This window comes from Planotetraspora thailandica (genome assembly GCF_016863335.1).
Lineage (GTDB): Bacteria > Actinomycetota > Actinomycetes > Streptosporangiales > Streptosporangiaceae > Planotetraspora > Planotetraspora thailandica.
On sequence record NZ_BOOR01000031.1, the window covers coordinates 13,488 to 36,791 of the forward strand.

Annotated in this window: 24 protein-coding genes; 12 read left to right on the forward strand and 12 right to left on the reverse strand. The window is 69.3% G+C overall.

Annotated features, from left to right (window positions below; genetic code table 11):
• The first annotated feature begins 449 nt into the window (after positions 1–449).
• Positions 450–953 (forward strand): GNAT family N-acetyltransferase, encoded by a 504-nt coding sequence (locus Pth03_RS20910; RefSeq protein ID WP_203946026.1) that lies wholly within the window; start codon positions 450–452, stop codon positions 951–953.
• Positions 954–987: 34 nt separating this feature from the next.
• Here the strand turns inward: Pth03_RS20910 and Pth03_RS20915 are convergent, their stop codons facing one another.
• The gene (locus Pth03_RS20915; RefSeq protein WP_203946027.1) at positions 988–1,353 is read right to left on the reverse strand and encodes a YybH family protein; all 366 of its coding nucleotides are present in this window, start codon (positions 1,351–1,353) and stop codon (positions 988–990) included.
• A gap of 98 nt (positions 1,354–1,451) precedes the next feature.
• Between Pth03_RS20915 and Pth03_RS20920 the strand changes: the two genes are divergently transcribed.
• Both Pth03_RS20920 and Pth03_RS20925 read left to right on the forward strand, forming a co-directional pair.
• Complete coding sequence (locus tag Pth03_RS20920) at positions 1,452–2,339, forward strand: LysR family transcriptional regulator (protein WP_203946028.1); 888 nt, start codon at positions 1,452–1,454, stop codon at positions 2,337–2,339.
• A 259-nt stretch (positions 2,340–2,598) separates the two neighbouring features.
• Entirely contained in the window at positions 2,599–3,531 is a 933-nt protein-coding gene (locus tag Pth03_RS20925; protein WP_203946029.1) for a sulfite exporter TauE/SafE family protein, read from the forward strand.
• A gap of 82 nt (positions 3,532–3,613) precedes the next feature.
• Here Pth03_RS20925 and Pth03_RS20930 read toward each other — a convergent pair whose 3' ends face one another.
• The 3 genes from Pth03_RS20930 to Pth03_RS20940 form a co-directional block, all read right to left on the reverse strand.
• The gene (locus Pth03_RS20930; RefSeq protein ID WP_203946030.1) at positions 3,614–4,756 is read right to left on the reverse strand and encodes a YeiH family protein; all 1,143 of its coding nucleotides are present in this window, start codon (positions 4,754–4,756) and stop codon (positions 3,614–3,616) included.
• Entirely contained in the window at positions 4,756–4,911 is a 156-nt protein-coding gene (locus Pth03_RS20935) for a hypothetical protein (RefSeq protein ID WP_203946031.1), read from the reverse strand. The genes Pth03_RS20930 and Pth03_RS20935 overlap by 1 nt, the downstream gene beginning before the upstream one ends.
• Positions 4,912–5,031: 120 nt before the next feature.
• Positions 5,032–5,553, reverse strand: a complete 522-nt coding sequence (locus tag Pth03_RS20940) for a class I SAM-dependent methyltransferase (RefSeq protein WP_203946032.1) — start codon at positions 5,551–5,553, stop codon at positions 5,032–5,034.
• A gap of 165 nt (positions 5,554–5,718) precedes the next feature.
• On the opposite strand from Pth03_RS20940, the gene Pth03_RS20945 reads away from it, so the two are divergent.
• Together Pth03_RS20945 and Pth03_RS20950 are read left to right on the forward strand one after the other, a co-directional pair.
• Positions 5,719–6,501, forward strand: a complete 783-nt coding sequence (locus Pth03_RS20945; protein WP_203946033.1) for a class I SAM-dependent methyltransferase — start codon at positions 5,719–5,721, stop codon at positions 6,499–6,501.
• A 27-nt stretch (positions 6,502–6,528) separates the two neighbouring features.
• A complete protein-coding gene (locus tag Pth03_RS20950) occupies positions 6,529–7,929 on the forward strand; it encodes an acyltransferase family protein (protein ID WP_239119226.1) in 1,401 nt (466 codons plus the stop codon).
• A gap of 36 nt (positions 7,930–7,965) precedes the next feature.
• Here Pth03_RS20950 and Pth03_RS20955 read toward each other — a convergent pair whose 3' ends face one another.
• Entirely contained in the window at positions 7,966–8,547 is a 582-nt protein-coding gene (locus Pth03_RS20955; protein ID WP_203946034.1) for a CGNR zinc finger domain-containing protein, read from the reverse strand.
• Between the two features lie 146 nt (positions 8,548–8,693).
• On the opposite strand from Pth03_RS20955, the gene Pth03_RS20960 reads away from it, so the two are divergent.
• Positions 8,694–9,116, forward strand: coding sequence for a pyridoxamine 5'-phosphate oxidase family protein (locus tag Pth03_RS20960; RefSeq protein WP_203946035.1), 423 nt, complete (start codon positions 8,694–8,696; stop codon positions 9,114–9,116).
• Positions 9,117–9,157: 41 nt separating this feature from the next.
• On the opposite strand, the gene cydB is transcribed toward Pth03_RS20960, so the two are convergent.
• The 5 genes from cydB to Pth03_RS20985 all read right to left on the reverse strand — a co-directional run bounded on the left by cydB (position 9,158) and on the right by Pth03_RS20985 (position 14,051).
• The gene (cydB, locus tag Pth03_RS20965) at positions 9,158–10,153 is read right to left on the reverse strand and encodes a cytochrome d ubiquinol oxidase subunit II (RefSeq protein WP_203946036.1); all 996 of its coding nucleotides are present in this window, start codon (positions 10,151–10,153) and stop codon (positions 9,158–9,160) included.
• Positions 10,154–10,596: 443 nt separating this feature from the next.
• Entirely contained in the window at positions 10,597–11,253 is a 657-nt protein-coding gene (locus Pth03_RS20970) for an MBL fold metallo-hydrolase (protein WP_239119227.1), read from the reverse strand.
• Positions 11,254–11,323: 70 nt separating this feature from the next.
• A complete protein-coding gene (locus Pth03_RS20975; RefSeq protein WP_239119228.1) occupies positions 11,324–11,737 on the reverse strand; it encodes a YchJ family protein in 414 nt (137 codons plus the stop codon).
• Positions 11,738–11,930: 193 nt separating this feature from the next.
• Positions 11,931–12,767, reverse strand: a complete 837-nt coding sequence (locus tag Pth03_RS20980; protein WP_203946038.1) for an undecaprenyl-diphosphate phosphatase — start codon at positions 12,765–12,767, stop codon at positions 11,931–11,933.
• Between the two features lie 33 nt (positions 12,768–12,800).
• Complete coding sequence (locus tag Pth03_RS20985; RefSeq protein WP_203946039.1) at positions 12,801–14,051, reverse strand: glycosyltransferase family 4 protein; 1,251 nt, start codon at positions 14,049–14,051, stop codon at positions 12,801–12,803.
• 153 nt (positions 14,052–14,204) lie between these two features.
• On the opposite strand from Pth03_RS20985, the gene Pth03_RS20990 reads away from it, so the two are divergent.
• From Pth03_RS20990 to Pth03_RS21000, 3 genes are all read left to right on the forward strand, one after another.
• On the forward strand, positions 14,205–14,597 hold the full coding sequence (locus Pth03_RS20990; protein ID WP_203946040.1) for a BlaI/MecI/CopY family transcriptional regulator: 393 nt from the start codon (positions 14,205–14,207) through the stop codon (positions 14,595–14,597).
• 13 nt (positions 14,598–14,610) lie between these two features.
• Positions 14,611–15,546 (forward strand): M48 family metalloprotease, encoded by a 936-nt coding sequence (locus tag Pth03_RS20995; RefSeq protein WP_203946041.1) that lies wholly within the window; start codon positions 14,611–14,613, stop codon positions 15,544–15,546.
• 115 nt (positions 15,547–15,661) lie between these two features.
• A complete protein-coding gene (locus tag Pth03_RS21000) occupies positions 15,662–16,918 on the forward strand; it encodes a serine/threonine-protein kinase (RefSeq protein WP_203946042.1) in 1,257 nt (418 codons plus the stop codon).
• Between the two features lie 7 nt (positions 16,919–16,925).
• On the opposite strand, the gene Pth03_RS21005 is transcribed toward Pth03_RS21000, so the two are convergent.
• Complete coding sequence (locus tag Pth03_RS21005; protein ID WP_203946043.1) at positions 16,926–17,975, reverse strand: serine/threonine-protein kinase; 1,050 nt, start codon at positions 17,973–17,975, stop codon at positions 16,926–16,928.
• Between the two features lie 111 nt (positions 17,976–18,086).
• Here Pth03_RS21005 and Pth03_RS21010 point away from each other — a divergent pair, with 111 nt between their 5' ends.
• Positions 18,087–18,539, forward strand: coding sequence for a hypothetical protein (locus tag Pth03_RS21010; RefSeq protein ID WP_203946044.1), 453 nt, complete (start codon positions 18,087–18,089; stop codon positions 18,537–18,539).
• A gap of 281 nt (positions 18,540–18,820) precedes the next feature.
• On the opposite strand, the gene Pth03_RS21015 is transcribed toward Pth03_RS21010, so the two are convergent.
• The gene (locus Pth03_RS21015; RefSeq protein WP_239119229.1) at positions 18,821–19,096 is read right to left on the reverse strand and encodes a hypothetical protein; all 276 of its coding nucleotides are present in this window, start codon (positions 19,094–19,096) and stop codon (positions 18,821–18,823) included.
• Here Pth03_RS21015 and Pth03_RS21020 point away from each other — a divergent pair.
• Both Pth03_RS21020 and Pth03_RS21025 read left to right on the forward strand, forming a co-directional pair.
• Positions 19,095–19,460, forward strand: coding sequence for an ABC transporter permease (locus tag Pth03_RS21020; protein WP_203946186.1), 366 nt, complete (start codon positions 19,095–19,097; stop codon positions 19,458–19,460). The two genes, Pth03_RS21015 and Pth03_RS21020, sit on opposite strands and share 2 nt — an antisense overlap.
• Positions 19,461–19,761: 301 nt before the next feature.
• Complete coding sequence (locus Pth03_RS21025) at positions 19,762–23,295, forward strand: S8 family serine peptidase (RefSeq protein ID WP_239119230.1); 3,534 nt, start codon at positions 19,762–19,764, stop codon at positions 23,293–23,295.
• Positions 23,296–23,304 lie beyond the last annotated feature (9 nt).

The window sequence follows — 23,304 nt, forward strand, 5'->3', positions numbered from 1 at the left end:
CGTTGTCTTGCTTCCCGGCCATCCATGCCCCAAACGGCGATGAGCGCCTTTTGCCGTGTGACTGCCTTTTTATAGAAGATGCCACGTCAATCCGAGGGCGAATATACCTCCTGTCCGATTTTGCGCCTCGCCCGTACATGCCCGAAGTGTCGTGCAAATAGCCTTGCGCCCCAACCAATGGAATTGGCAGCATAAACGCGTAACGGCCGTATGCCGCCGTTCCGGCCCCCTTGGGGGTGACTTCAGCCGATCGGCATGCAGGCCCTTAAAATGGGGGTTGGCGGCATATACGGGACCCGCCAGAGAAACCACACCACGCCATTTCCCGGCAACCGGCGCCAAGCGCATATATAGGTGGCGAAGCCGAAGGCGGCGGTGAGATCATCAGGAAACTCATTTGCCCTGATGAAAACGGAGGAAGCTCCTTGAACGGTCTCACCGTACGGGATATGACAGTCCGGGATATCCGGGCGGTCTCCACCATTCGCGTCACCGGCTGGAAGGCGGCGTACAGCGGGCTCGTGCCGACGAGTTACCTCGACGGGCTCAGTGTCGAGGCCGACGCGGAGTGGCGCACGAAGACGTTCGCGGCCGACCCACTCGTGCAGAACGTCGTCGCGGAAGACGACCGGGACGTTGTGGGATGGGGAGTCCTCGGTCCCTGCCGCGACGACGACGCCGAAAACGAGGCGGGCGAGATCTACGCCCTTTATGTGGCTCCCGCCAGGATCGGGACCGGGGCCGGGCGCACGCTCATGGACGCCTTGATCGCACGGGCGGGCGAGGCCGGCTTCGCCACGCTCACGTTGTGGGTGATCGCCGGGAACCGGCGGGCCAGACGTTTCTACGAGCGGGCCGGCTTCCGATTCGACGGCACACGGGCCGATTGGCCCGTCGAGGATACGTCCGTCCCCGAGGTCAGGTACGCGCGGACCGTCGCGGATCCTCGCTGAACACCGGCCCTGAACTGGGCGGGTGACAGGCTGGTCAGCGCTCGCGGCGGACGAACTCGGGCTGGTCGAGCACGCGCAGCCAGCTTCCGTCGCTCTGGCGCCGGACGACCTGCGCCCGGGCGCCCGCCCCGTCCCTGGGCGGTGTCGAGGTGAGCGCGATGTCACCGCTGACGAGCGTCGGCAGCGGTTGTTCCTGCTCGAAGCGGGGGCGGCCCGCCAGCACCTTCTCCCACAGCGCGCGGATCGCCTCCCTGCCCACCGTCTGGCTGCCGGGCGGGTAGGCCATCACCGCGTCCTCTTCGTAGAGTTCGGCGACCCCCGCCGCGTCACCGGCGTTGGAACGCTCGACGAACAGGCGGGTGATGTCCTCCGGCCGCATGGCCTTCTCGTATGCCGTCACGAATTCCTCCAGAGATGGGGTTTCAGCGCGTCCAGCGTGCCCCTGCCGCCGATAAGAAGTCCAACAGATGATTGTGCTGATAACTAGAATCAGCGGTTATGGAGCTGCGGCAGCTGGAGTATTTCGTCGCGGTCGCCGAGGAGCGGAACTTCACCCGGGCGGCCGAACGTGTGCACATCAGCCAGTCGGGAGTGAGCGCCCAGATCCGCCAGCTGGAACGCGAACTCGGCGCCGAACTCTTCGACCGGTCGGCTCGCACCGTCACCCTCACCGCCGCGGGGAAGGCCGCGCTCGACCACGCCCGCGCCGCGCTCGCCGCCGCCGAGTCGCTCGACCAGGCGGTGAGCGAGGTGACGGACCTCATCCGCGGGCGAGTCACCGTCGGGATGGTCATCGGCTGCACCATCACGCCGTTGTTCGACGCGCTGGCCGCGTTTCACCGGGCGCACCCCGGCGTGGAGATCTCACTTCTGGAGGACAACTCCGACCGGCTCGTCGAGGGCGTGCGGGCGGGCACCATCGACGTGGCCCTCGTCGGCACAGCCGCCATCCCGGAGGGTCTGGAGGCTCTGACGATCGTCAGCGAGCGGCTCGTCGTGGCGGTCCCGCACGAACATCCTCTGGCGCGACGGCGACGGGTCACCCTGCGCGATCTGGGCGACCACCCGATCGTGTGCATGCCGCCCGGCACCGGCCTGCGCGCGGTCTTCGACCAGGCGTGCGCCGCGGGGAGCCTCCGGCCTGCGATCACGCTCGAGGCCGGCGCCGCGGACGCCGTCGCCGACCTCGCCGCCCGCGGGCTCGCCGTCGCGGTCCTCTGCGACTCGATGGTCACACGTCATCGCGACCGGCTCATGGCTCTCCCCATCGACGACGTCGAAACGCCGGCCCTGCTCGCCCTGGTCTGGAGGCACGCGCACGGCCCCGCCGTACGTGAGCTGCTCGTGTACGGCCGGCAGGCGTTCGGCGAGGCCGCCCGGGGGTGACCATGCGCCGAATCCTTCGTACGGGCCGGTTGAGGAACGTTTCGGGAAAATCAGGTTTTTACAGATATTTCGTGCTTTGCGAGTAAATGTCATCGGCGAACCGATCGGCTTGCGGCCCGTGGCCGCAAGCTCCCCAGGTAGCGGTCCACCTGCGCGAACGCGGCCCGCCTACCCGAAATTGTGGTTTTAGATCATATTGTGACCTCCATACCAAAAAATCCCTACTTACATAGCAGGAAAAATCGGGGAACAATGGGTCATGCGTTCACTGATCCTGCTCGGGCTCGTCGGTTTCACCGCACAGCTTGTCGACGGTGCGCTCGGCATGGCCTACGGCGTCACCTCGACCACGCTCCTGCTCGCCATCGGCACAAACGCGGCGGCGGCCTCGGCCACCGTTCATCTCGCCGAGATCGGGACCACTCTCGCTTCCGGCGTCTCGCACTGGCGTTTCGGCAACATCGACTGGAAGGTCGTCCTCAGAATCGGCGTGCCGGGCGCCGCCGGAGCCTTCGCCGGCGCCACCTTCCTGTCCAGCCTGTCCACCGAGACGGCGGCACCGATCATGTCGATCATCCTCCTCAGCCTGGGGATCTACGTCCTGGTCAGGTTCACCACGTTCGGCCTGCCGCGCGGCAACCTCGGCAAGCCCCTCCGCAAACGGTTCCTCGCCCCTCTCGGGGTGGCCGCCGGGTTCATCGACGCCACCGGCGGCGGCGGATGGGGCCCGGTCGGCACCCCGGCCATCCTGGCCAGCGGACGGCTCGCCCCGCGCAAGGTGATCGGGTCGATCGACGCCAGCGAGTTCCTCGTGGCCGTCGCCGCCAGCGTCGGCTTCCTCCTGGGGATCGGCTCGGAGAACATCGACTTCGCCTGGGTCGGCGTGCTCCTGCTCGGCGGCGTGATCGCCGCGCCGATCGCCGCCTGGCTGGTCCGTCACATCCCGCCCCGCATCCTCGGCTCGGCCGTCGGCGGGGTCATCATCCTGACCAACGTCCGCACCCTGCTGCGCAGCGACGCGGTCGACGCCCCCGGCGGCACGCAGGCCGCCGCCTACATCACGATCGCCGTCATCTGGGCCGCCGCCATCGCCCACTCGTGGCGGCAGTACCACCGCGACAAGAGCACCGAGTCCGTGGAGGCGATCGAGGCGGAACTCGAGCGCAGGAGCGCCGGCGAGCCCGCCACCTGACCGGTCAACGGAAGCAGCACCTTCTGCACAGACGAAGGGGCCGGCACGGCGCGTGCGCCGTACCGGCCCCTCGGCCTGTCCGTCAGGTGACGGAGAACCCGCTGAACAGCAGGGCGGCGAGACCCAGCGCCAGCAGGATGTTCACCACGGTTGCGGTGGCGAAGACGCCGACCGGACGCCAGCCCGCCTCCTTCAGCGACGCCACACGGAATTCCAGCCCGATGCTGACGAAGGCCAGGATCAGGAACCAGACCCGCAGATCGTTGGCGACGCCGATGGTCTCCTTGCCCACGTCCGCGCTCACCGTGGACAGCCACCAGGTGGCGATCACCGACGCGGCGATGAAGCCGAGCACGAACTTGGGGAACCGCTCCCACAGATCGCCCAAGGTCGGGCGCCGGGCGTCCGCACGGCGCTCGACCCGGAAGGCGAAGTAGGCGGTGAGTGCGATGGCGACCACACCCATGAGGGCGTTCTGGGTGACCTTCACGATGGTGGCGACCTGCAGCGCCTCCTCACCGACGATCGTTCCCGCCGCGGTGACGGCCGCCGTCGTGTCGATGTTGCCGCCGATCCACGCGCCGGCCACCTCCGGGCTGAGCCCCAGCGCGGAGGCCAGCCACGGCAGGATGAAGATCGACGGGAGCGCGAAGGCGATCACGAGGCTGGCGCTGTAGGCGAGTTGCTCCCGCTTCGCCTGTACGGCTCCCGCCGCGGCGATCGCCGCGCTCACCCCGCAGATCGACACCGCCGCCGACAGCAGCGCGCGCAGCTTGTCGTCCAGGCCGAACTTGCCGCCCAGCCACCAGGTGAACAGGAACACCCCGCTGATCAGCACGATCGCCTGGATGATCGCCGGGCCCGCTGCCGTGACGATCACCTTGAGGTTGATCGAGGCGCCCAGCAGGACCAGGCCCGTCTTGATGAAGAACTCCGTACGGAATCCTCCGGCGAGGCGGTCGCGCAGTCCGGTGGCCGTCAGCACGGCGTTGCCGGCAAGCCCCAGGACGATCGCGTACACCGGGTATTCGACGGCTGCGCCCAGATCCTCCAGGGAGGTGCCTTCCAGCCATCCCGGCACGTTCTTGTCCAGGACGCGGGTGACCGCCGCCAGCGCGATCACCACGACGACACCGGCCAGGGCCGGCGCCCATGCCCCGGTCGCGCGGCCGCCGGACTCCGGCGCGGTTTCCGGCGTGCGCGGGGAGACCTCTTCGGTGCTCATCACGGCACCAGCCCAACCGGGATCACACCTGTGATCACCAATATGAGCAGCAGAAGACCGACGACCACGGCCGCCCAGTCCTCATTGATCACATTCGCCCGGCCACCGGCCTGCTCGGGTGGCTCTTCCCGGCGGACCGCTTCGGTCTCGCTCATCTCCGACCTCTCGTCGTTGGGTCCGGCACTACCCCCGAGGTATTTCAGAGTAAATGAGTCGGAATACCCGGTAAAGTGGTTTGATCGTCAAGGCGACATGGCCGGCAGGTCACGACGCGATCAGGGTGTGATCTGGACGCACACCAGCCGAGTTCCGGTCGTTGTCGCGCCGAAGAGGGCCTGCGCCTCGAAGCCGTGCAGGATGGCGGCCGCCGACACCTTCTCCGCTATCTCCGCCGCGCGGGAGCCGGGCGGCTCCCAGTACAGGTGGACGACTCCTCCCGGCGCCAGCCATCTCCGAAGCAACGCCAGTTCCCGCGCCGGCGAGCGGGTCCAGAACAGGTTCACGTTGACCGCGAAGATCTTGTCGAAGGAGCCGTCGCCGAAGTCCGCCTCCTCCAGCGCCGTGGTCGCGAGCCTCACTTTGCCCGAGGCCGGCCCCATCGCGTTGCGAACCCCCGCGGCGCCGATCGCCGTCGCGGAGCGGTCGATGCCGGTGACGGTTCCCCCGGCCAGACGTTCGCCGACGAGCGCGACCGCGACGCCTCGGCCGCATCCGATCTCCAGGACACGATCCGAGGGACTCAGGTCCAGCGTCTCCACCGCCCATACAAGGCGCTCCGGAGGAGGCGATCCGGTCACGATGCGATGCTAATCACCCGCGTTCCGCATCGGGCTTCCTCGAACCGGTCCGCCGGCGCGCCTGGCTTCCCTTTGCGATCTCGCGGGTGTTTCCCCTGTCGCTTTTTCCTGATCGTCTTTCCGGCGCCGGGACGGCGCACGGGCGCGCACAAATAACGTGGAGTGATGAAGCGACACCCCTACGTAGCCCGCTCACGCTCGCGCATCACCTACCAGCTCGCCTACGCCCTTCGCCACCCCGACAAGGTCTGGCCGCACCTTCGGCGGCTGACCCGCGACGCCAGGCTGCGCAGCACGACCAAGGACCACGTCTCCTACTACCGCGAGGTCATGCGCTCCGACATCGAGGAGATGACGGCGGCCGGCGCGATCGGCAGCCACCGGCGGAAGAGCTGGCTGCGCGTCGGCCGGATGCAGTTCGAATACCTGGTCAAGCACGGGCTCACGCCACACGATCGGGTCCTGGACATCGGCTGCGGCAACCTGCGGCTCGGCTGGCGGCTCATCGACCACTTGGAGGCCGGTCACTACCACGGCGTCGACATCTCCCCCGAGATCCTGCTGGCCGCCGCGGACACGCTCGCCGAGCGCGGGCTCCAGCACAAACTGCCCCATCTGAGCCTAGTGAAAGACCTCAAGTTCGCCGCGCTTCCCGACGCGTATTTCACGGTGGTCCACGCGCACAGCGTCTTTTCGCACAGCCCCGTCGAGGTGATCGACGAATGCCTGGGGCATGTCGGCCGCATCCTCCACCCGGCGGGTTTCTTCGACTTCACCTTCGACCGCACCGAGAAGGCCGAGCATCACGTGCTGCGCGAGGACTTCTACTACCGGACCGAGACGCTCGTGCGCCTCGCCGAGCAGCACGGCCTCAGGGCCGAGTTCATGGACGACTGGGAGCAATTCCGGCATAAGCAGTCGAAGCTGCGCATCACCCACGGCCCCTGACGCGCACCCCGGGGTAGAGACCGGGACATGAAGGTCATGGTCGGCCCGCTGCGGCGGATCCGCCGGCTCGCGGAGCGCACGCCGCCGTCGCGCGAGCGGTTCATCGACCTGCTGCGCGGGGTGTCGATCGTCGCGGTGGTGCTCGGGCACTGGCTGGTCACGGTGGTCGGCTACGACGAGCACGGCGAACTGGTCGGCCGGTCCGCGCTGCCCGACCTGCCGTGGGCGTTTCCGATCACCTGGGTGGTCCAGGTGATGCCGGTGTTCTTCTTCGTCGGCGGATACTCCAACGCGGTGTCGTTGGCCCGGCAGCGCGCCCGGGGCGGGAACACGACCGAATGGCTGCTGCACCGGGCAGGCCGCCTGCTCCCCCCGACCACCGCCCTTGTGCTGGTGATGGCGGGCGGCGCGCTGGCCGCCGGCCTGTTGTACGGCGCCGATCCCGCCCGGGTGCGCCTGGTCGTCTGGACGGCGTCGATCCCGTTGTGGTTCCTCGTGGCGTACCTCGTCGTCGTGGTGCTGACCCCGCCGATGTACGCCCTCCACCGCCGGTTCGGGCTCCGGGTGCCACTGGTCCTGCTCGCCCTCGTCGCCGCCGGCGATCTCGGCCGCCTGTACGGTGCCCCGTCCTGGGGCGACGGCAACTTCCTGTTCGGCTGGCTGGCGATTCACCAGATGGGGTTCGCCTGGCGCGACGGACTGCTGCCGGTGCGCCCCCGGGTGGGGTTCGCGTTGCTGCTCGGAGGGTTCGGCACGGTGCTGCTGCTCACCCTGGCGGGTCCTTATCCGATCAGCATGATCAACGTGCCGGGGGAACGGCTGCACAACATGTCACCCCCGAGCCTGGCCCTGCTCGCCATAGCCGCCGCCCAGCTCGGGGCCGCCCTCCTGCTGCGCGACCGGGCCGAACGGTGGTTGCGGCGGACGCGCCCGTGGACGACCGTGGTCGCCGTCAACGCGGTGATCCTCACGATCTTCCTGTGGCACATCGCCGCCGCGATCGTGGTGTTCGGCGTGCTCCACTTCGCCGGCGTGCTGCCCACGCCCCCGGCCGGTTCGGCCGCCTGGCTGGCATGGCGGGCTCCCCTGCTGGTCATGTTCGGTCTCGCCCTGGCCCTCCTGGTCGCGGTGTTCGGGCGGATCGAGATGCGCGGCGCCCGCGCGCCGTCCCGGCCTCCGGCGTGGCTGCCGGACGGCCTTGCCGTACTGGTGAGCCGCCCCGCGCCGCGCGGGGTGCTGGCCGTGGCGGGGTTCGCCGCCGCCGCGATCGCCCTCCTCGCCAACAGCATGCTCCCGAGCACGGCACCGGCCCCGCTCGGGCTGCCGGCCGCCGCCCTGATCGCCTACCTGGCGGGGGCCGCGCTCCTGCGACTGCTGCGCGCGACGCCGCCGTGCCGGCCGTACGAGCCCGCCCGCGCGCGACGGTGACTCAGGTCGGCCACCGGTACGGCGCGGCGACGATATTCACGGGCGGGGTTCCTTTTCCCGGGAACGATGGGCGCGGACCTTCACGCGGTTGCCGCAACGCTTCATGGAGCACCAGCGGCGTGAGTTGGGGCGCGAGCCGTCGAAGAAGATCAGCGCGCAGTTGTCGGCCTCGCAGTGGCGGATGCGGCCCGGGCCGGCGCCGAAGGTGCCGATCGCGTCCCTGGCGATCGTGGAGAACGCGCGCCGGGCGGTCGCGAGGCCTGGCGTCCTGCCGCCGCCCGGGAGATGGGGAGGCAGGTCGGCGCCGGCGGCGACCTCGTTGATGTGATCGATGTCGCGGGGGTTCGGCTGGGCCTCGACGGCCAGCGCCCGCGCCGTCGCCGTGATCGCCGCGCGGACGAGCAGCGCGTCGCCGAACTCGTCCTCGGTCACAGCCGCCGCGAGCGGCCCGAACCGCTCGGTCAGCCACGCGGTGAGGTCGGCGGGCGAATGCAGCCGCTCCCAGGCGGGGTTGCCGTAGCCGTAGTCGCCGGTGTAGCCGAAGTCCAGGGCCAGCGAGCCGGAATCGAAGAACCACCGCGTCCCTGCGCGGTCGATCAGCCATTGACCCGTCTGCATGAAACCATTATGTGTGGTTACATCGTGCGGGTCTTCCGGCCCGGCCGGTCACGGCCCCTGCGCTCCAGGTCACACTTCCGCACCGGACGCATTTCCGGGACCTTCGCCCCTAATGCCGCCGGGCGCCCTTCGGCAGGCTGTAGGGCGTGACCACAGATTCGGCCGGGCTTCAGGTTCTTTCCCCGGATGAGTGCATCGCCTTGCTGGCGTCGGTGCCGATCGGACGAATCGTCTACACCGATCGGGCTCTGCCGGCGGTTCAGCCCGTCAGCTTCCACCTGGACGGCGAGCGAATCATCATTCGCACGTCCCGCGGTTCCAAGCTCGCGCTGGCGGCGGGGGACGCCGTGGTCGCCTTCCAGACCGACGAGTACGACGCCGAGTCGGGCACGGGATGGTCGGTCACCGTGGTGGGCCGCGCCAAGAGCGTGGTCGACCCCGACGAGGTCATGGCGCTGGGCAGGCTGCCCCTGAACCCGTGGGCCCCCGTGGGTCCTGACCACTTCATCGTGGTGGACCTGCAGCAGCTTTCCGGCCGCCGGATCCAGCGTCAGACGGTGTCCTCCTAGCCCTGCTTCGCACGGCCGGGATCGGCGAGCGCGACTCCCCGTCACTGCGCAGGCCCGTCGGCTGCTGCGCCCCCCGACCTGCGCCTGCGCCGGAAGGCCCAGTACGTCCACGCCTGGTAGGCCACCAGCGCCGGGACGACGATGGCCGCGACCCACGTCATCACCTCGAGCGTGGACGCCATCGCGTGCGCGTCGTCGGCGACCAGGCTGTCGCCGGGGTCGACGTCCGGCAGGACGTCCAGCCACAAGCCGGCGAACAAGGTCGCGGTGACCGCGGTGACCGACAGCGTGTTGACCATGAACGCCAGGCGGTCCCTGACGCCGAAGGTGGCGAGCAGGATCGAGGCGAAGGCTCCCGCCACCGCCGCCACGACCCAAGTGAGAGCGTTTCCGGTGGTGAACTGGGTGATCGCGAGAAAGACGCCGCCCACGAGCAGCGTGACCGGGCCGACCAGGCGGATCGAGCGGATCGCGTGGTCGCGGAGGCTGCCCTTGTTCTTCAGCGCGACGAAGACGGCGCCGTTCAAGGTGAACAGCCCCAGTGTGGCCAGGCCCCCGAGCAGGGCGTACGGATTGAGCAGCGTGGTCCATATGCCCGTGGAGCCATGGCGGCCTGCCAGCGGCACACCGTGGATGACGTCGGCGAAGACGACGCCCCACAGATAGGCCGGGATGAGCGAGCCCCAGAAGAACACCCGGTCCCACCACCGGGAGTGCCCGTCCTTGTCGCGGCGTTCCAGCGCCACGCTGCGGACGATCAGCGCCATGAGGATGAGGAAGAGCGGCAGGTAGAAACCGCTGAACAGGGTGGTGTACCACTCGGGGAACACGGCGAACGTCACTCCGCCCGCCACCAGCAGCCAGATCTCGTTGTAGTCCCAGACCGGCCCGACCGACTGCATCAACGTGCGCCTCTCGGCCTTGTCGCGCCCAAGGAAGGGGAGCAGGACGCCGACGCCGAAATCGAATCCCTCCAACACGAAGTAGCCCGTCCACAGCACGGCGACGAGCAGAAACCAGATGGTGGTCAGCTCCACGGAGCCTCCTTGTCGGAAACGGTGTTTTCGAGCGGGGGACTCAAGACCGACACTTCCATTAGGTCCCGTTTACTCCCCAGGGCCGTTGGCCGCCGGGTCGCGGGACGTTCGTCAGCCCCGGCGAGGGCCGGACGTCCGCCCTTCCAAGGCCCGTGACGTGCGCGAATCACGGACATGCAGGGGCCGCGAAGATCACGGAGCGACCTCCGCCGGGCAGCTCAGAGAGGCCGCGCGTGCCCCGATTGGCCGGTGTCTGGCCCTTTTCCGCGTTCTTTGCCGTCTTTGCGGGGTCTTGCCGGACCCTTTTCGGGCTGCCAACCGTGGCATGGGCAAAAGACCTCACACCCGTGGGACTTTCGGCCCGGAGGCGCAGGGGCCGTACGGCACCGCCCGCCGTACCCCTTCATGGGGGTCACCGGGTGTGAAGAGGTGGTGCGGCGGCCTCAGTGGCCGCGCGCGATCCACTCCTGAAGGTGAGGCGCCTCGGCGCCGATGGTGGTCGAGTCGCCGTGGCCGGTGCGCACGCGTGTCTGCGCGGGCAGGGTCAGGAGGCGGTCGCGGATCGAGTCGACGATGGTGGGGAAGTCGGAGAACGACCTGCCGGTGGCGCCCGGTCCGCCCTGGAAGAGGGTGTCACCGGTGAAGACCGTGCCGTGCTCGTCCAGGTCGTGCTCATTCAGGTCGGGGGCGTACAGGCAGACGGCGCCGGGAGCGTGCCCGGGGGTGTGCAGAACGGTGAGGCCGATCCCCGCCACCGGCAGCACCTCACCGTCGGCCAGTTCGCCGTCCGGCAGCCGGTTCGGGTGGGTCTGCTTCCACAGCGGCAGGTCAGCGGAGTGGAGCAGCACCGGAGCTCCCGTACGGGCGGCCAGCGCGGGAGCGGCGTCGATGTGGTCGTTGTGCGCGTGCGTGCAGACGATCGCCCGCAGCGTCCGGTCGCCGAGCGCCTCGGCGATGGCGTCCGCGTCGTGGGCGGCGTCGATGACGATCGCCTCGGCGTCGTCGCCGACGATCCACACGTTGTTGTCGACGTCCCAGGTGCCTCCGTCGAGCGTGAACACGCCCGAGGTGACCAGGTGCTCGATGCGGGCGGCCATCAACTCGCCTCTTCTCGTGCTCGGGTGAGCCGGGTACGGTTCACGATCTTAGCCGCGGCCGCGGGGGGCCTTCCTAGCCGACGGTGCCGTCGACGTAGACCCAGGCGCCCGCGTGCCGCGAGAACCGGCTCTGCTCATGCATCTCACCGGGCTGCCCGCGGTAGGCGTAGCGGGCGCGGAAGGTGACGGTGCCGTCGGTGTGGAAGGGGCTCCCTCCGGACACGGCCTCGATCTCCAGCTCCGTCCACCGCATGCCCCGCTCGAACGCGACGCCGTCCGGACGGGTCGCCGGGTGCCAGGTGCGCAGCAGGTAGGCCTCGTCCTGGACCGCGAACGCGGCGAAACGTGAGCGCATGAGCGCCTCCGCCGTCGGGGCCGCCTGACCGGCGTGGAACCTGCCGCAGCACTCGGCGTAGGGGGCGGGCAGGCCGCAGGGGCAGGACCGGCCTCCGGCAGGGTTGCCTCGGGAGCGGGGTGTGCCGTTCACCCTGCGAGGTTATCCGGTCCCCACCCCCCCCCATCTCCCGCGTGATCATGCAGAAGTTCGGGACCGGCCCGAACGACCTGCCCATTCCCCCCTCGTGATCATGCAGAAGTTCGACAAAATCCTCGATGACCTGCGCAAACGCAAATCGTGATCATGCACAAGGCCAGTGTTGTTTTCGTACTGCCCGGAGAGCTCAGGCATTGAGGGCACCCGTGCCGAGCAGGCCGAACAACGCGACGCCGACGACGATCCGGTAGATCACGAAGGCGTTGAGGGAGTGCCTGGCGACGAACTTCAGCATCCAGGCGATCGAGGCGTAGGCCACCACGAACGACACCGCCGTGCCGACGACCAGCGGCACGGCGCCCACTCCGGCGCCGAGCGCGTCCTTCAACTCGTAGATCCCTGCGCCGGTCAGGGCGGGAAGCCCCAGGAAGAACGACAGCCGGGTGGCGGCGACACGATCCAGGTCGCGGAACAACGCGGCGGAGATCGTCGCTCCGGAGCGGGAGAAGCCGGGCAGGAGCAGGGCGAGGATCTGGGCACAACCGACGATCATGGCGTCGGCGAAGGTGACGTCGCCCTCGCCGTACTTGTGCCGGCCCATCCGGTCGGCCAGCCACATCACGACGCTGCCGGCGATGAGGGAGCCGCCGACCACCCACAGGGAGGCCAGCGGGCCTTCGATGAGCGGCTTGGCGAGCAGCCCGACGGCGACGATCGGGACGGTGGCCCAGATGACCCACCATGCGAAGGCGTAGTCGTGGTTGTTCCGCTCAGCGGGCCGCAGGACGCCGCGTGTCCAGGCGGAGGCGAACCTGACGATGTCGGAGAAGAAATACAACAGCACTGCGGCGATCGCGCCGACCTGGATGACGGCCGTGAATCCGACCACGGCGTCATCGGCGACGGGGATGCCCATCAGCCCCTCGACGATCTTGAGGTGCCCGGTGGAGGAGACCGGGAGGAACTCGGTCAGCCCCTCCACCACTCCGAGCAGGGCGGCCTGACCGACACTGATCGCGTCCATGTGTTCCGTTTCTTGGAGTAATCGACTGGATGATCACACGAGCCGTAGACGTCTGCGGAATCCGCGGGCGAGGCGGCGCAGCGCGCTCTCCCACACGGCCTGCCACCGCTGCCGCGCGCGGGAACGGCGGGAGGCGTCGAGTTCGGCGAAGAACTCCTCATATATGCGCGCGATGCGCGCGGGAGCATAGCGGCGGCCCTTGGCCAGGGCGGCTTCGCCCATGCGGCGGCGGGCGGACTCGTTGGCGATCAGCCCGAGCAACGCGCAGGACACCGCGTCACGGTCGCCGACGGGCACCCGGTAGCCGTCGACGCCATCCTGGATGATCTCCGCCGGGCCGAGCGGGCAGTCGGTGCTGACGACGGGGACGCCGCAGCGCATGGCCTCGACGATGGTCATGCCGAAGGACTCCGCGTCGGAGGTGACCGCCACGATCGACGCCTTGGCGAACTCGGCCTCGATCGGCGACCGGACGCCCATCAGCGTCGCCTGTGCCGTCAGCCCTCTGCTCTCGATCAGCGCCTGCAACCGGTCATGATCGGCGCCGCCGCCGTAGATCCGCAGACGCCAGTCGGGATATGCCTCGGCGACCTGCGCGAACGCCTCGATCAGGAGGTCGAACCGCTTACCGCGGACCAGTCGCCCGGCCGCGGCGATCACCTTGGCCGAGCCGTCCGAGGGGGGTACGGCGGGCTCGGGCACGCTGTTAGGCACTGCGAGGACGCGTACGCCGGGAAGCCGCATCCTGGCGCGGTAGACGGCGGCGTCCGCCTCCGTGGTGGTGACGACGGCGTCCAGCGTCCGGTAGTGGCGGGCCAGTTCGGTCCGCAGGCGCTTGCTGTGGGTGTCGTGCGTGAGGTGTTCCTGGGCGATGCGCACGGCGCGCTTCGGAGCGAAGCGGGCGATGTAGACGTTGATGCCCGGCCGGGTCCCGATGATCACGTCCGCGCGGCATTCGCGTAAGTAGCCCGCCACCTTTCGGTCGGTGAGGAGGCTGTACTGCCGATACCGGCTCTCCGATCGCGGAAAGACCTCGGCGGGCGCGTGCAGCGACGGGTCGGCGTCGTCCGCCGAGCCGGGGCGGACGTCCACCAGGGGGACCACGGTGATCCGCGGATCGATCGGGAATCTCGGAGATTCGCGGTGACGCAACACGGAGACGATGGTCACCTGATGGCTCTCGGCGAGCGCGCCGGCGAGGTTGAGCGTCGTACGGATGGTGCCGCCGATCCCGTAGACGTTGTGGATGACGAAGACGACTCTCATCGTGGCGTCACGGAACACGCGTCGAGGATGAAGCGGCCACGGGCACTGGTAATCCTTTCCCGCCTGGACTGCCGCCGGCCTCGAGCACATGGCAGACTCGGGTAAGCAGCTTTTACAACGCTGTAGAACTTCTACACGACTGTAGAAGCTGGAACGGAGGTACGGCAAGTCATGGACTCGGACACCCGAGGACCCGGATCCGGCAGACGTCGGGCAAACGGAGAGCGGGAAGCGGAAATCCTCGCGACGCTGCAGGAGGCGGGACGGGCGCTGACCCCTGGAGAGGTCGTCGAGCAGCTCGGAGACGAGCTGACCTACAGCAGCGTGGTGACGATCCTCAGCCGCATGCACGCCAAGAAGCTGCTCACCCGCTCCCAGCGCGGCCGCGCCTACGCCTACACCCCCGTCGCCGACGAACCCGGGCTGGCCGCCCGCCGCATGCAGGGCGTCCTGGACGAGCGGCCCGATCGCGAGGCCGTGCTCATGCGGTTCGTCGACGGGTTGTCGGACGCCGACGAGGAGCTGCTGCGGCAGTTGCTCGGCCCCGATCCCAGCCGCGGGTGAGGACCGAAGCCGGATGCACGTCGCCGTCTATCTCCCCTTGCTCCTTTCCGCGCTCGCGGCTCCCAGCGCACGGATCCTGACCGCACGCTGCGAACCCCGCGCCGCCACCTGGCTGCTCACCGCCTCGGCCGTGGTGCTGGCCGCGGCCGGCACCACATCACTGGCCCTGCTGGCCGCCACCGGGCTGATCCGCTTCCCACCCCTGGCCGCGCTCGGGCACTGGTCGCTGCAGATCGCCCAGCGTGACGACCCCGCCGAGCTGTCAGTCGCTGTCGTCGCCGGGGTGCTGCTCGTCGCCGCCACACTGGCCGCCGCCCTGCTGTTGTGGCGCCGCGTGCGCGCGCTGGCCGCGAACACCATGGACGCCGGGCACCCGCCCTCCTCCGACGGCCTCATCGTGGTCGACGACCCCGCCCCCGAGGCCTTCGCCCTGCCCCACCTGCCGGGACGGCCCGGGCGGGTCATCGTCTCGACCGGCATGCTCGACGTCCTGGACGAAACCGAGCGAGACGTCCTGCTCGCCCATGAGCGCGCCCACCTGGAGCATCACCACCATCTCTTCCTGGCCCTCGCCCAGGTCGCCGCCGCGGCCAACCCACTGCTGCGGCCTCTCGCCCAGGCCGTCGCCTACACCATCGAGCGCTGGGCCGACGAGCGGGCCGCGAGCGCGACCGGCGACCGCGGCCGGGTGGCGCGCACCGTCGGCAAGGCCGCCCTGGCCGCCCGGCGCAACGCCGTCCATCTGGCCATATCCGGCCTGTCCGTGCGCCGCCGCGCCCCGCGCGGACCCGGCCCGGTGCCTCGTCGCGTCGCCGCCCTCCTCGCTCCCCCTACGGGAGGCCGCGCCGTTCCCGCGCTCATCACCGCGGCCGTGCTGCTCACCGCCGTCTGCTCCACGGCCGAGGCCGCCCGCGACCTGCACATCCTCCTGGAGCTCGCCGGCGCCTGACCCGGATTCTCGGCCGGCTACAACTGCACACCGTGACACAGTGCGTACTCGTGCGTCCGCTTCTACTTTGACCAGATACAACCCCTTTTCTGGCATGATCCGTATCATTCGCGCTGTGCCTCCAGCGACGCCGCCACCACCTCGGATCATCGACAGGCCCTCCGTCTTCCGCCTGCCGCTCAGCATCGTCTGGTCGCTCTCGTCACTCTTCTGTTGCGGGGGCTTCGCGACGCCGTTCATCATCGGCCACGCCGCCGTGCGGCTGAGGAGCCGTAACCTCGGTTACGCGGCGGCCGGTTACGGCGCGACGCTGATCTGCTGCGTGGCCGTGATCGGTCACCTGGACGATCAGAACCCCGCTACGCCCGATCCGCCGGCCGTGACGGCGGCCGCTGCGATCTGGATCATCGTGCTGATGCTGGGAGGAACGATCCACGCCCTGTTGCTCAGGTCATCGGTGTTCCAGCCGGCGTGGGCCACGCCCTATGCCGGTCAGGCCGCATGGCAACCCCCACCCGCACCGGCGACCGTGCCACAACCAGCACCATCACCGCCCCCTCCTCCGCCTGCGCGGAATCCCGGGCCGCCGCAACCGTCCAACCTCGGATCGTTCGGTCAGTACGTGCTGATCCGCAAGCTCGGCGAGGGCGGCCAGGGAGTCGTCTATCTCGGCCAGGGTCCAGACGGACGCTCGGTGGCCGTGAAGATGCTGCGTGACGTCGTCGCCGGCGGTGACGGTGCGCAGCGCCGCTTCCTGCAGGAGGTGTCGAACGCCAGGAGGGTGCCCGGCTATTCGACCGCCCGGATCCTCGACGCAGGCGTGCTCGGCAACCAGGCCTACATCGTCAGCGAGTACGTCCCCGGCCCCTCACTCGAACGACTCGTGACCGACGGACGCCCGCTCGACGAGGACGCTCTCACGCGACTGGCCATCGCAACGGCGGCGGCGCTCAAAGGCATCCACGCCGCCGGCGTCGTGCACCGTGATTTCAAGCCCGCCAACATTCTGATCGGCGCGGACGGCCCACGGGTGATCGACTTCGGAATCGCACGAGCGCTCGACCATATGACGCTGACGACCGGGGGCCTTCGAGGCACACCGCCGTACATGTCGCCGGAGCAGTTCCTGGACGCTCCTGTCGGTCCTGCGTCGGACATTTTCAGCTGGGCGTCGAGCATCTTCTTCGGCGCCACCGGCCGGCTCGCGTTCGACGGCTCCATGCTGCCGCAGATAGTGAACAAGATCGTGTCTTCTCAGCCAGACCTCATGGCCGTGCCGGCGTCCCTGAGAGCTCCCCTCGCTGCCTGCTTCGAGAAGGACCCCGCCAAACGACCGACAGCCGCCGACCTCATGCTGCTCCTCACCCACTGAACGGATGTCACAGCCCACGGGTGCGTGCGAGCGCCGCAGCGTAGAGGTGCGTCGGAGCGACAGCGTGGTCGATCACTCCGGGGAGCGGAGGAAGGCGACGAGCGAACGGTAGGAGCCGGTGAAATACGTCCTCGGCGGTCTGGGGACGCTTGGCGGGGTCCTTCTCCAGGAGTTCCAGAATCAGATGGTCGAGCGCGTCGGGCACGGCCGCGTCGATGTCGGCCGGACTGACCGGCTCGTCGTAGAGGTGCCCGTTGACTTCGACCGCGATCGTGGCGGCCTCGAACACCCTTCGTCCGATCGTCATCTCGTAGAGAAGGCAGCCCACCGCGTACAAGTCGGTCAGCGCATCGGCCACGCCATCGGTGACCGTTTCCGGGGCCATGTAGCGATCTGTGCCGAGCCGGTCCATCGAGTGCGTGATCTTGGAGAAATCAGGCGAGTTCAGCACCGTGGACAGCCCGAAATCAAGCACGACGACGCTTCCGTCCGGGCAGAGCATGAGGTTGCCCGGCTTGAGGTCACGGTGGATGAGTTGCTGGGCGTGCGTGACCGCCAGCACCGCGCACAGTTGCGCGCCGATCGCCGCCGCCCAGGAGACCGGCAGCGGCCGGTGAGCGTCGAGCACATGCGCAACGGACAGGCCGTCGACGTACTCCATCACAAGGAACAGCCCCTCGGCGTCCTCCCCGAAGTCGTACACCGTGGCCACGCCGGGGTGCCGGAGCAGCGCCATGATCCTTGCCTCGCGCCGGAACCTTCGGACCGTATCCTCCGAGAGGCGATCGCGCCGGATCCGTTTGACAACGACTCGCCGGTTCAGGCGGATGTCGGAGCCCTCCCACAGCTGCCCCATGCCTCCGCGCGTGATCGGCTGAAGGAGCTGGTAGCGCTCGGCGATCTGCACTGTTCCCCCGACTTCCGAGAAGACCCCATGGGAATGCTGCCGGATCATAGCCCGCGCGATCGGTCCCGTAGTCGCGCGAACGACGCCGATCCCGCTCCGCCATCTGCAATTCCCCCAAAACGGTAAAAACGTCCCATTCGTGATGATCATCACATCATGGGATGTTTGGGAACTAAGCCGCTCCCTGCGCGGTTAACCCCCACGTAACACGAGGCACGGGGACAACGAGGTCCGCGTGCACATCAGGGGGTAAGACCGAAAATGAGCACCATCATCCGCCGCCTGGCAACCACCGCCGCCACCCTCGCCGTCGCGGGTGGCGTCGTCTTCGCCGCGGGGGGCGCGGCGTCGGCGTCCACCGTTCCGGCCGCCGCGCATACCGCCACCGTCACGACGAGCTACCAGACCGTACGGCACAACACCTCCACCCAGAGGTGGGACGGCACGCGCTGGTGGTACCGCTACAACGGCCATGGCGACTGGTACACCGTCGGCCACGGAGACCGTTACCGGTACGACGGCCACCACTTCTACCGGTGGAGCGGGGGCAAGTGGAAGTCGGTGTCGGCCGCGTACGCCCGGAACCACGACCTGACCAAGTGGCCGTTCTACGACCACTCCCACAACGGCAGCGGCCACCAGAACCACAACAACAATCACGGCAGCAACCACAACGATCACCACGACAACGGCCAGCACGGCCACGCTCACTGAAACACGGCCACTGAAACACGGGCGCTGAGACACGGGCTGCCGGCCTGGTGGGATCACCGGGCCGGCCCGTGCCCCATCGCCCTTCCCTATGGAAGACCACCTCATGAGCCGAGCGCCCGGGGACCCGGGACATGCGGTGAGCGCGGCCCCGACCTCGTCACGATCAGGCGCTCCGTCGACGCCCCAGGCCACATGACCGTCCGGCCGTAAGAGCATCTCCGGGCCGCCGGAGACGGCGGTCAGCCGTCCCGCCCACTCCCCGGCCACAGCGCGCCGCGCTCCTATACGTACGGCAGGACCTCGGCGGCCATCAGCTCCAGGTGGTCGGGGTCGTTCATGTCGATCAGCCGCAGGTGCACCCGCGAGGCGCCGATCGCGGCGAACTCGTGAATCCGCTCGACGAGCTTCGCCGGTGAGCCGATCACCGGGTCCTCCGGGGGCAGCGCGCTCGGCGCGTGCAGGGGGGCCCGACCGGCCTCGGCCCGGCCGGTGCGTTCGCCGGCCTCGCGCACCCGCTCGTACGCCTCGGCGGTCTCCGCCACGCTCTTGAACGGCATGTTGAACTCGTCGGCGTACCGCGCGGCCAGCTCGGGCGTACGTTTCGGCCCGCGCCCGCCGACGATGATCGGCGGTCCCGGCACCTGCACCGGCCTGGGCAGGGCGGCCGCGCTGCCGCAGATCTTCGTCGGTCTCAAGGTGGCCATGCCGCTGGCCGCGATCGGCGCGGTGATCGGTGAGTTCCAGGCCGGTGAGGGCGGCCTGGGCTACCAGATCGTGCAGTACAGCGGGGTGGCCGACAGCCCCACCGCGTGGGCGGCGATCATCCTGGTCGGGGCGATGAGCATCGTCCTCTATTTCGCCCTGGTCCTGGTGGAGCGTCTGGCGTTGCCGTGGGTGCGCGCCACCACATCCGCCCGCTGACGGGCTCAACGGCGCCGCGTCGTGTCGTGTTCGGTCGTTGGCGGGGTTGCGCCAGCCCTGGGGGGGCCGCCCCGGCATGGCCGCGGGCCGCGCCCTGCATCGCAGGTCGCGGCCTCCTGAACCGCGCCGAGCCCCTCCCTGCGCCCTCACCCGGCGCGAGCGGACGTTAAATCTTCTTTGCGCGATTTGACCGACTGTTGCAAAGAATCACAAGATTCACTCACGATCCTCCCTGGGTTCACAAAGATCCCTCTTTGCCCCCTTTGCCCCGCGGGTGCCCCCTGCCCGCGAAGGAGATCGTGTGTCCAGATCCCTCCCCTGGCGAGCAATGCTGGCCGCTGCCGCAGCACTGGCCGTCCTGCTCCCTCCGAACGTGGCGTACGGCGCCACGCCCCCCGCACCGCGATCCGACAAGATCGACCGAGTGGTGCAGACCGACCTGTCCGCCGACGGCAAAGCCACCTTCTGGGTGCGCCTGAAGGATTCCGCCGACCTTCGCCCGGCCATGGCGGCGAAGACCAAGACGGGCAAGGCCACGCAGGTCTACCGGATGAAGACGCAGACCGCCGCGTCGTCCCAGGCGAACCTGCGCAAGCTCCTCACCTCCGCGCACGCCGACTTCACCCCGTTCTGGATCGTCAACACCGTCAAGGTGACCGGCAACGCGGAACTGGCGGCCGAGATCGCCGAGCTCCCCGAGGTGACGGCGATCGAGCCGTCCCGGGTCATCCCGTTGCCCGACCCGCAGCCGGCCAAGAAGGCCGCCGCGCCGACGGCCTCCGTCGAGTGGAACCTCGACAGCATCAACGCCCCCAAGGTGTGGGACGAACTCGGCGACCACGGCGAGGGCATCGTCGTCGCCAACATCGACACCGGCGTGCAGTGGGACCACCCGGCGCTGATCTCCCATTACCGTGGCACGAAGCCCGACGGCACGGTCGACCACAACTACAACTGGTTCGACCCGGCCGGCGCGTGCCCGACCGACGCCCCCTGCGACGACCGCGGCCACGGCACCCACACCATGGGCACCATGGTCGGCGGCGATGGGGCCAACGGCATCGGCGTCGCCCCCGGAGCCAAGTGGATCGCCGCGAAGGCGTGCTACACCGTCGGCGGGTGCCCGGACTACGCACTGCTCGCCGCCGGCCAGTGGATGCTCGCGCCCACCGACCTGAACGGCCAGAACCCTCGGCCCGACCTCGCTCCCGACGTCATCAACAACTCGTGGGGCGGCGACGGGCTCAACCTCTGGTACGACGACATGATCCGCGCCTGGGTCGCCGCCGGCATCTTCCCCGCCTTCTCCAACGGCAACAGCGGCCCCGGCTGTGACACCACCGGCAACCCCGGAGGCGACGTCGCCGCCTACAGCACCGGAGCGTTCGACTCCGGCGGCCGCATCGCGTACTTCTCCTCGCGCGGGGTGGGCGAGAACGGCGAGATCAAGCCGAACATCACCGCTCCCGGCGTCGACATCCGCTCGTCCTGGAACGACGGCGGCTACCGCCTCGACTCGGGAACGTCGATGGCCAGCCCGCACGTCGCCGCCACGGTCGCGCTGATGTGGTCGATGTCGCCCAGCCTGAAGAACGACGTCGAGAACACGCGAGCGCTGCTCGATGGGACCGCCGTCGACGTCGACGACACGAGTTGTGGCGGCACCGCGGAGGACAATTACACCTGGGGCGAGGGCATGCTCGACGCCTACGCCGCGGTCAAGGCGACCCCGGCCGGGGAGCTGGGAACGCTGACCGGCACGGTCACCTCGGGCGGCGCCCCGCTGGCCGGCGTGACCGTCACCGTCTCGGGACCGGTCAACCGTACGGTCGCCACGGGACAGGACGGGTCCTACACCCTGCCCCGCCTTCTGAGCGGCGACTACCAGGTCACCTTCACGAAGTTCCAGTACGACGACGCGACCGCGGCCGTCACGATCACGACCGACCACACGGTCTCCCAGGACGCGTCGCTGACGGCGCAGGCCCTGAGCACCGTGTCCGGAACGGTCACCAGCGCCGGCCTGCCCGAGGTCGGCGCCACGGTGAGCGCGGCCGGAACACCGGCCAGCTCTGTCACCGACGCCCACGGCCACTACGAGCTCACCCTGCCGCACAAGGTCTACGACCTGAACGTCACCGCGGGCTCGCGGTGCGCGGAGAACACCACCGTGCCCGTCACGGTGACCGGCGACCTGGCCAAGGACATCGAATTGGCCGCCCACATCGACTCCTTCGGCTACACCTGCAAGAGCGGGACCGAGCCGTACGTCGAGGGCACCACGAAGCAGTCGCTGTACGGCGACGACGAGAGCCAGATGATCACGCTGCCGTTCGCGTTCCCGTTCTACGGCAGGACCTACACCCGGGGCGCGGTCGGGACCAACGGGTTCCTGACCTTCGGCGCCAACACCTACTCCATCGCGAGCAACGGCTCGCTGCCCTCCGCCGGCGATCCGAACGCCGCCATCTACCCGTACTGGGACGACCTGGCGCTATGGGACGAGAGCGGGCTCTACACCGCCACCATCGGCACGGCGCCGAACCGCACCTTCGTCGTCGAATGGCGGAACGTGCAGTTCTACAACACCGACGAGCACTTCTCCTTCGAGGCGCTGCTCGGCGAGGACGGCTCCATCGGGTACCGCTACCGCGGGATCGACACCACCCACGAGGCGGGCACGCTGGCCACGATCGGCATCGAGAACGCGGACGGCACGGACGCGCTTGAGTACTCCGCCAACACCGACCCCAATCCCGCCATCACCGACGGGCAGAGCCTGGACTTCGCCGCCCGCGGCCGCGGATTGGTGACCGGCGCCGTAACGGATGCCAACGACGGCCTGCCCGTGGCGGGCGCGACGGTGAAGGTGGGCGACGTGGCCGCCTACACCACCGGAGTCGACGGCACCTTCCTCGGGCAGGTGCCCGCCGGCGACTACCCGGTGGAGATCTCGGCAGAGAACTACGGCAGCCTCACCAAGCAGGTCACCGTCACAGCCGGTCGGCGGAACGGGCTCGACGCGGCCCTGACCACGGGCAGGATCACGGCCTCGACCGGCCAGGTCACCCTGGTGATGCCGGCCTCCTCCACGAGGAAGGCGACCGTGACGCTCTCCAACCTGGGGGCCGACGCCGCGTACTCCGTCGAGGCCGACCCGGCCCAGAGCTGGCTGAGCGTGGCCCCCGCGAGCGGGACGGTGAAGGCCGGGCATTCGGCGACCCTGCGGATCACCGCGTCCAGCGCGGGCGTGCAGCCCGGCACCGTGCGCACCGGCGTGCTGGTCGTGCATTCGGCGAGCGGGCGCACCCCCGCGTTCCCGATCGTCGTGTCTGTCGTGGTGCCGAAGTACCAGGCCGCCGTCGAGGCGGGCGGCGGCACGCCGGTGGTCGACTCCGCCGGGGACACCTGGGCGGCCGACCGGAGGTACACCCCAGGCGGTTACGGCTACGTGGGCGACGACACCAAGGCGAGCGTCTCCCACACGGCGATCGACGGCACCTCCGAGCAGGCGCTCTACCGCAGCGCCCGCGAGGGCGTGCGGGAGTACCGGTTCGACGATGTGCCCGACGGCGTCTACACCGTCGAGCTCGGCTTCGCCGAGACCCGCGACAAGCGGCCGGGCAAGCGCGTGTTCGACGTCCTCGTGGAGGGGCAGCCCGCCGTCCATGCGCTCGACCTCGCCCGGGAGGCCGGGAAGGACACCGCGGTCAGCCGCCAGTACACGGTGAAGGTCACCGACGGCCGCCTCGACGTGAAGTTCGCCGCGCGGACCGGCGAGCCCATCGTCAACGCCATCCGCGTCAGCGAGCGTCCCGACAAGACCGCTCCGTAGAGACGCGCC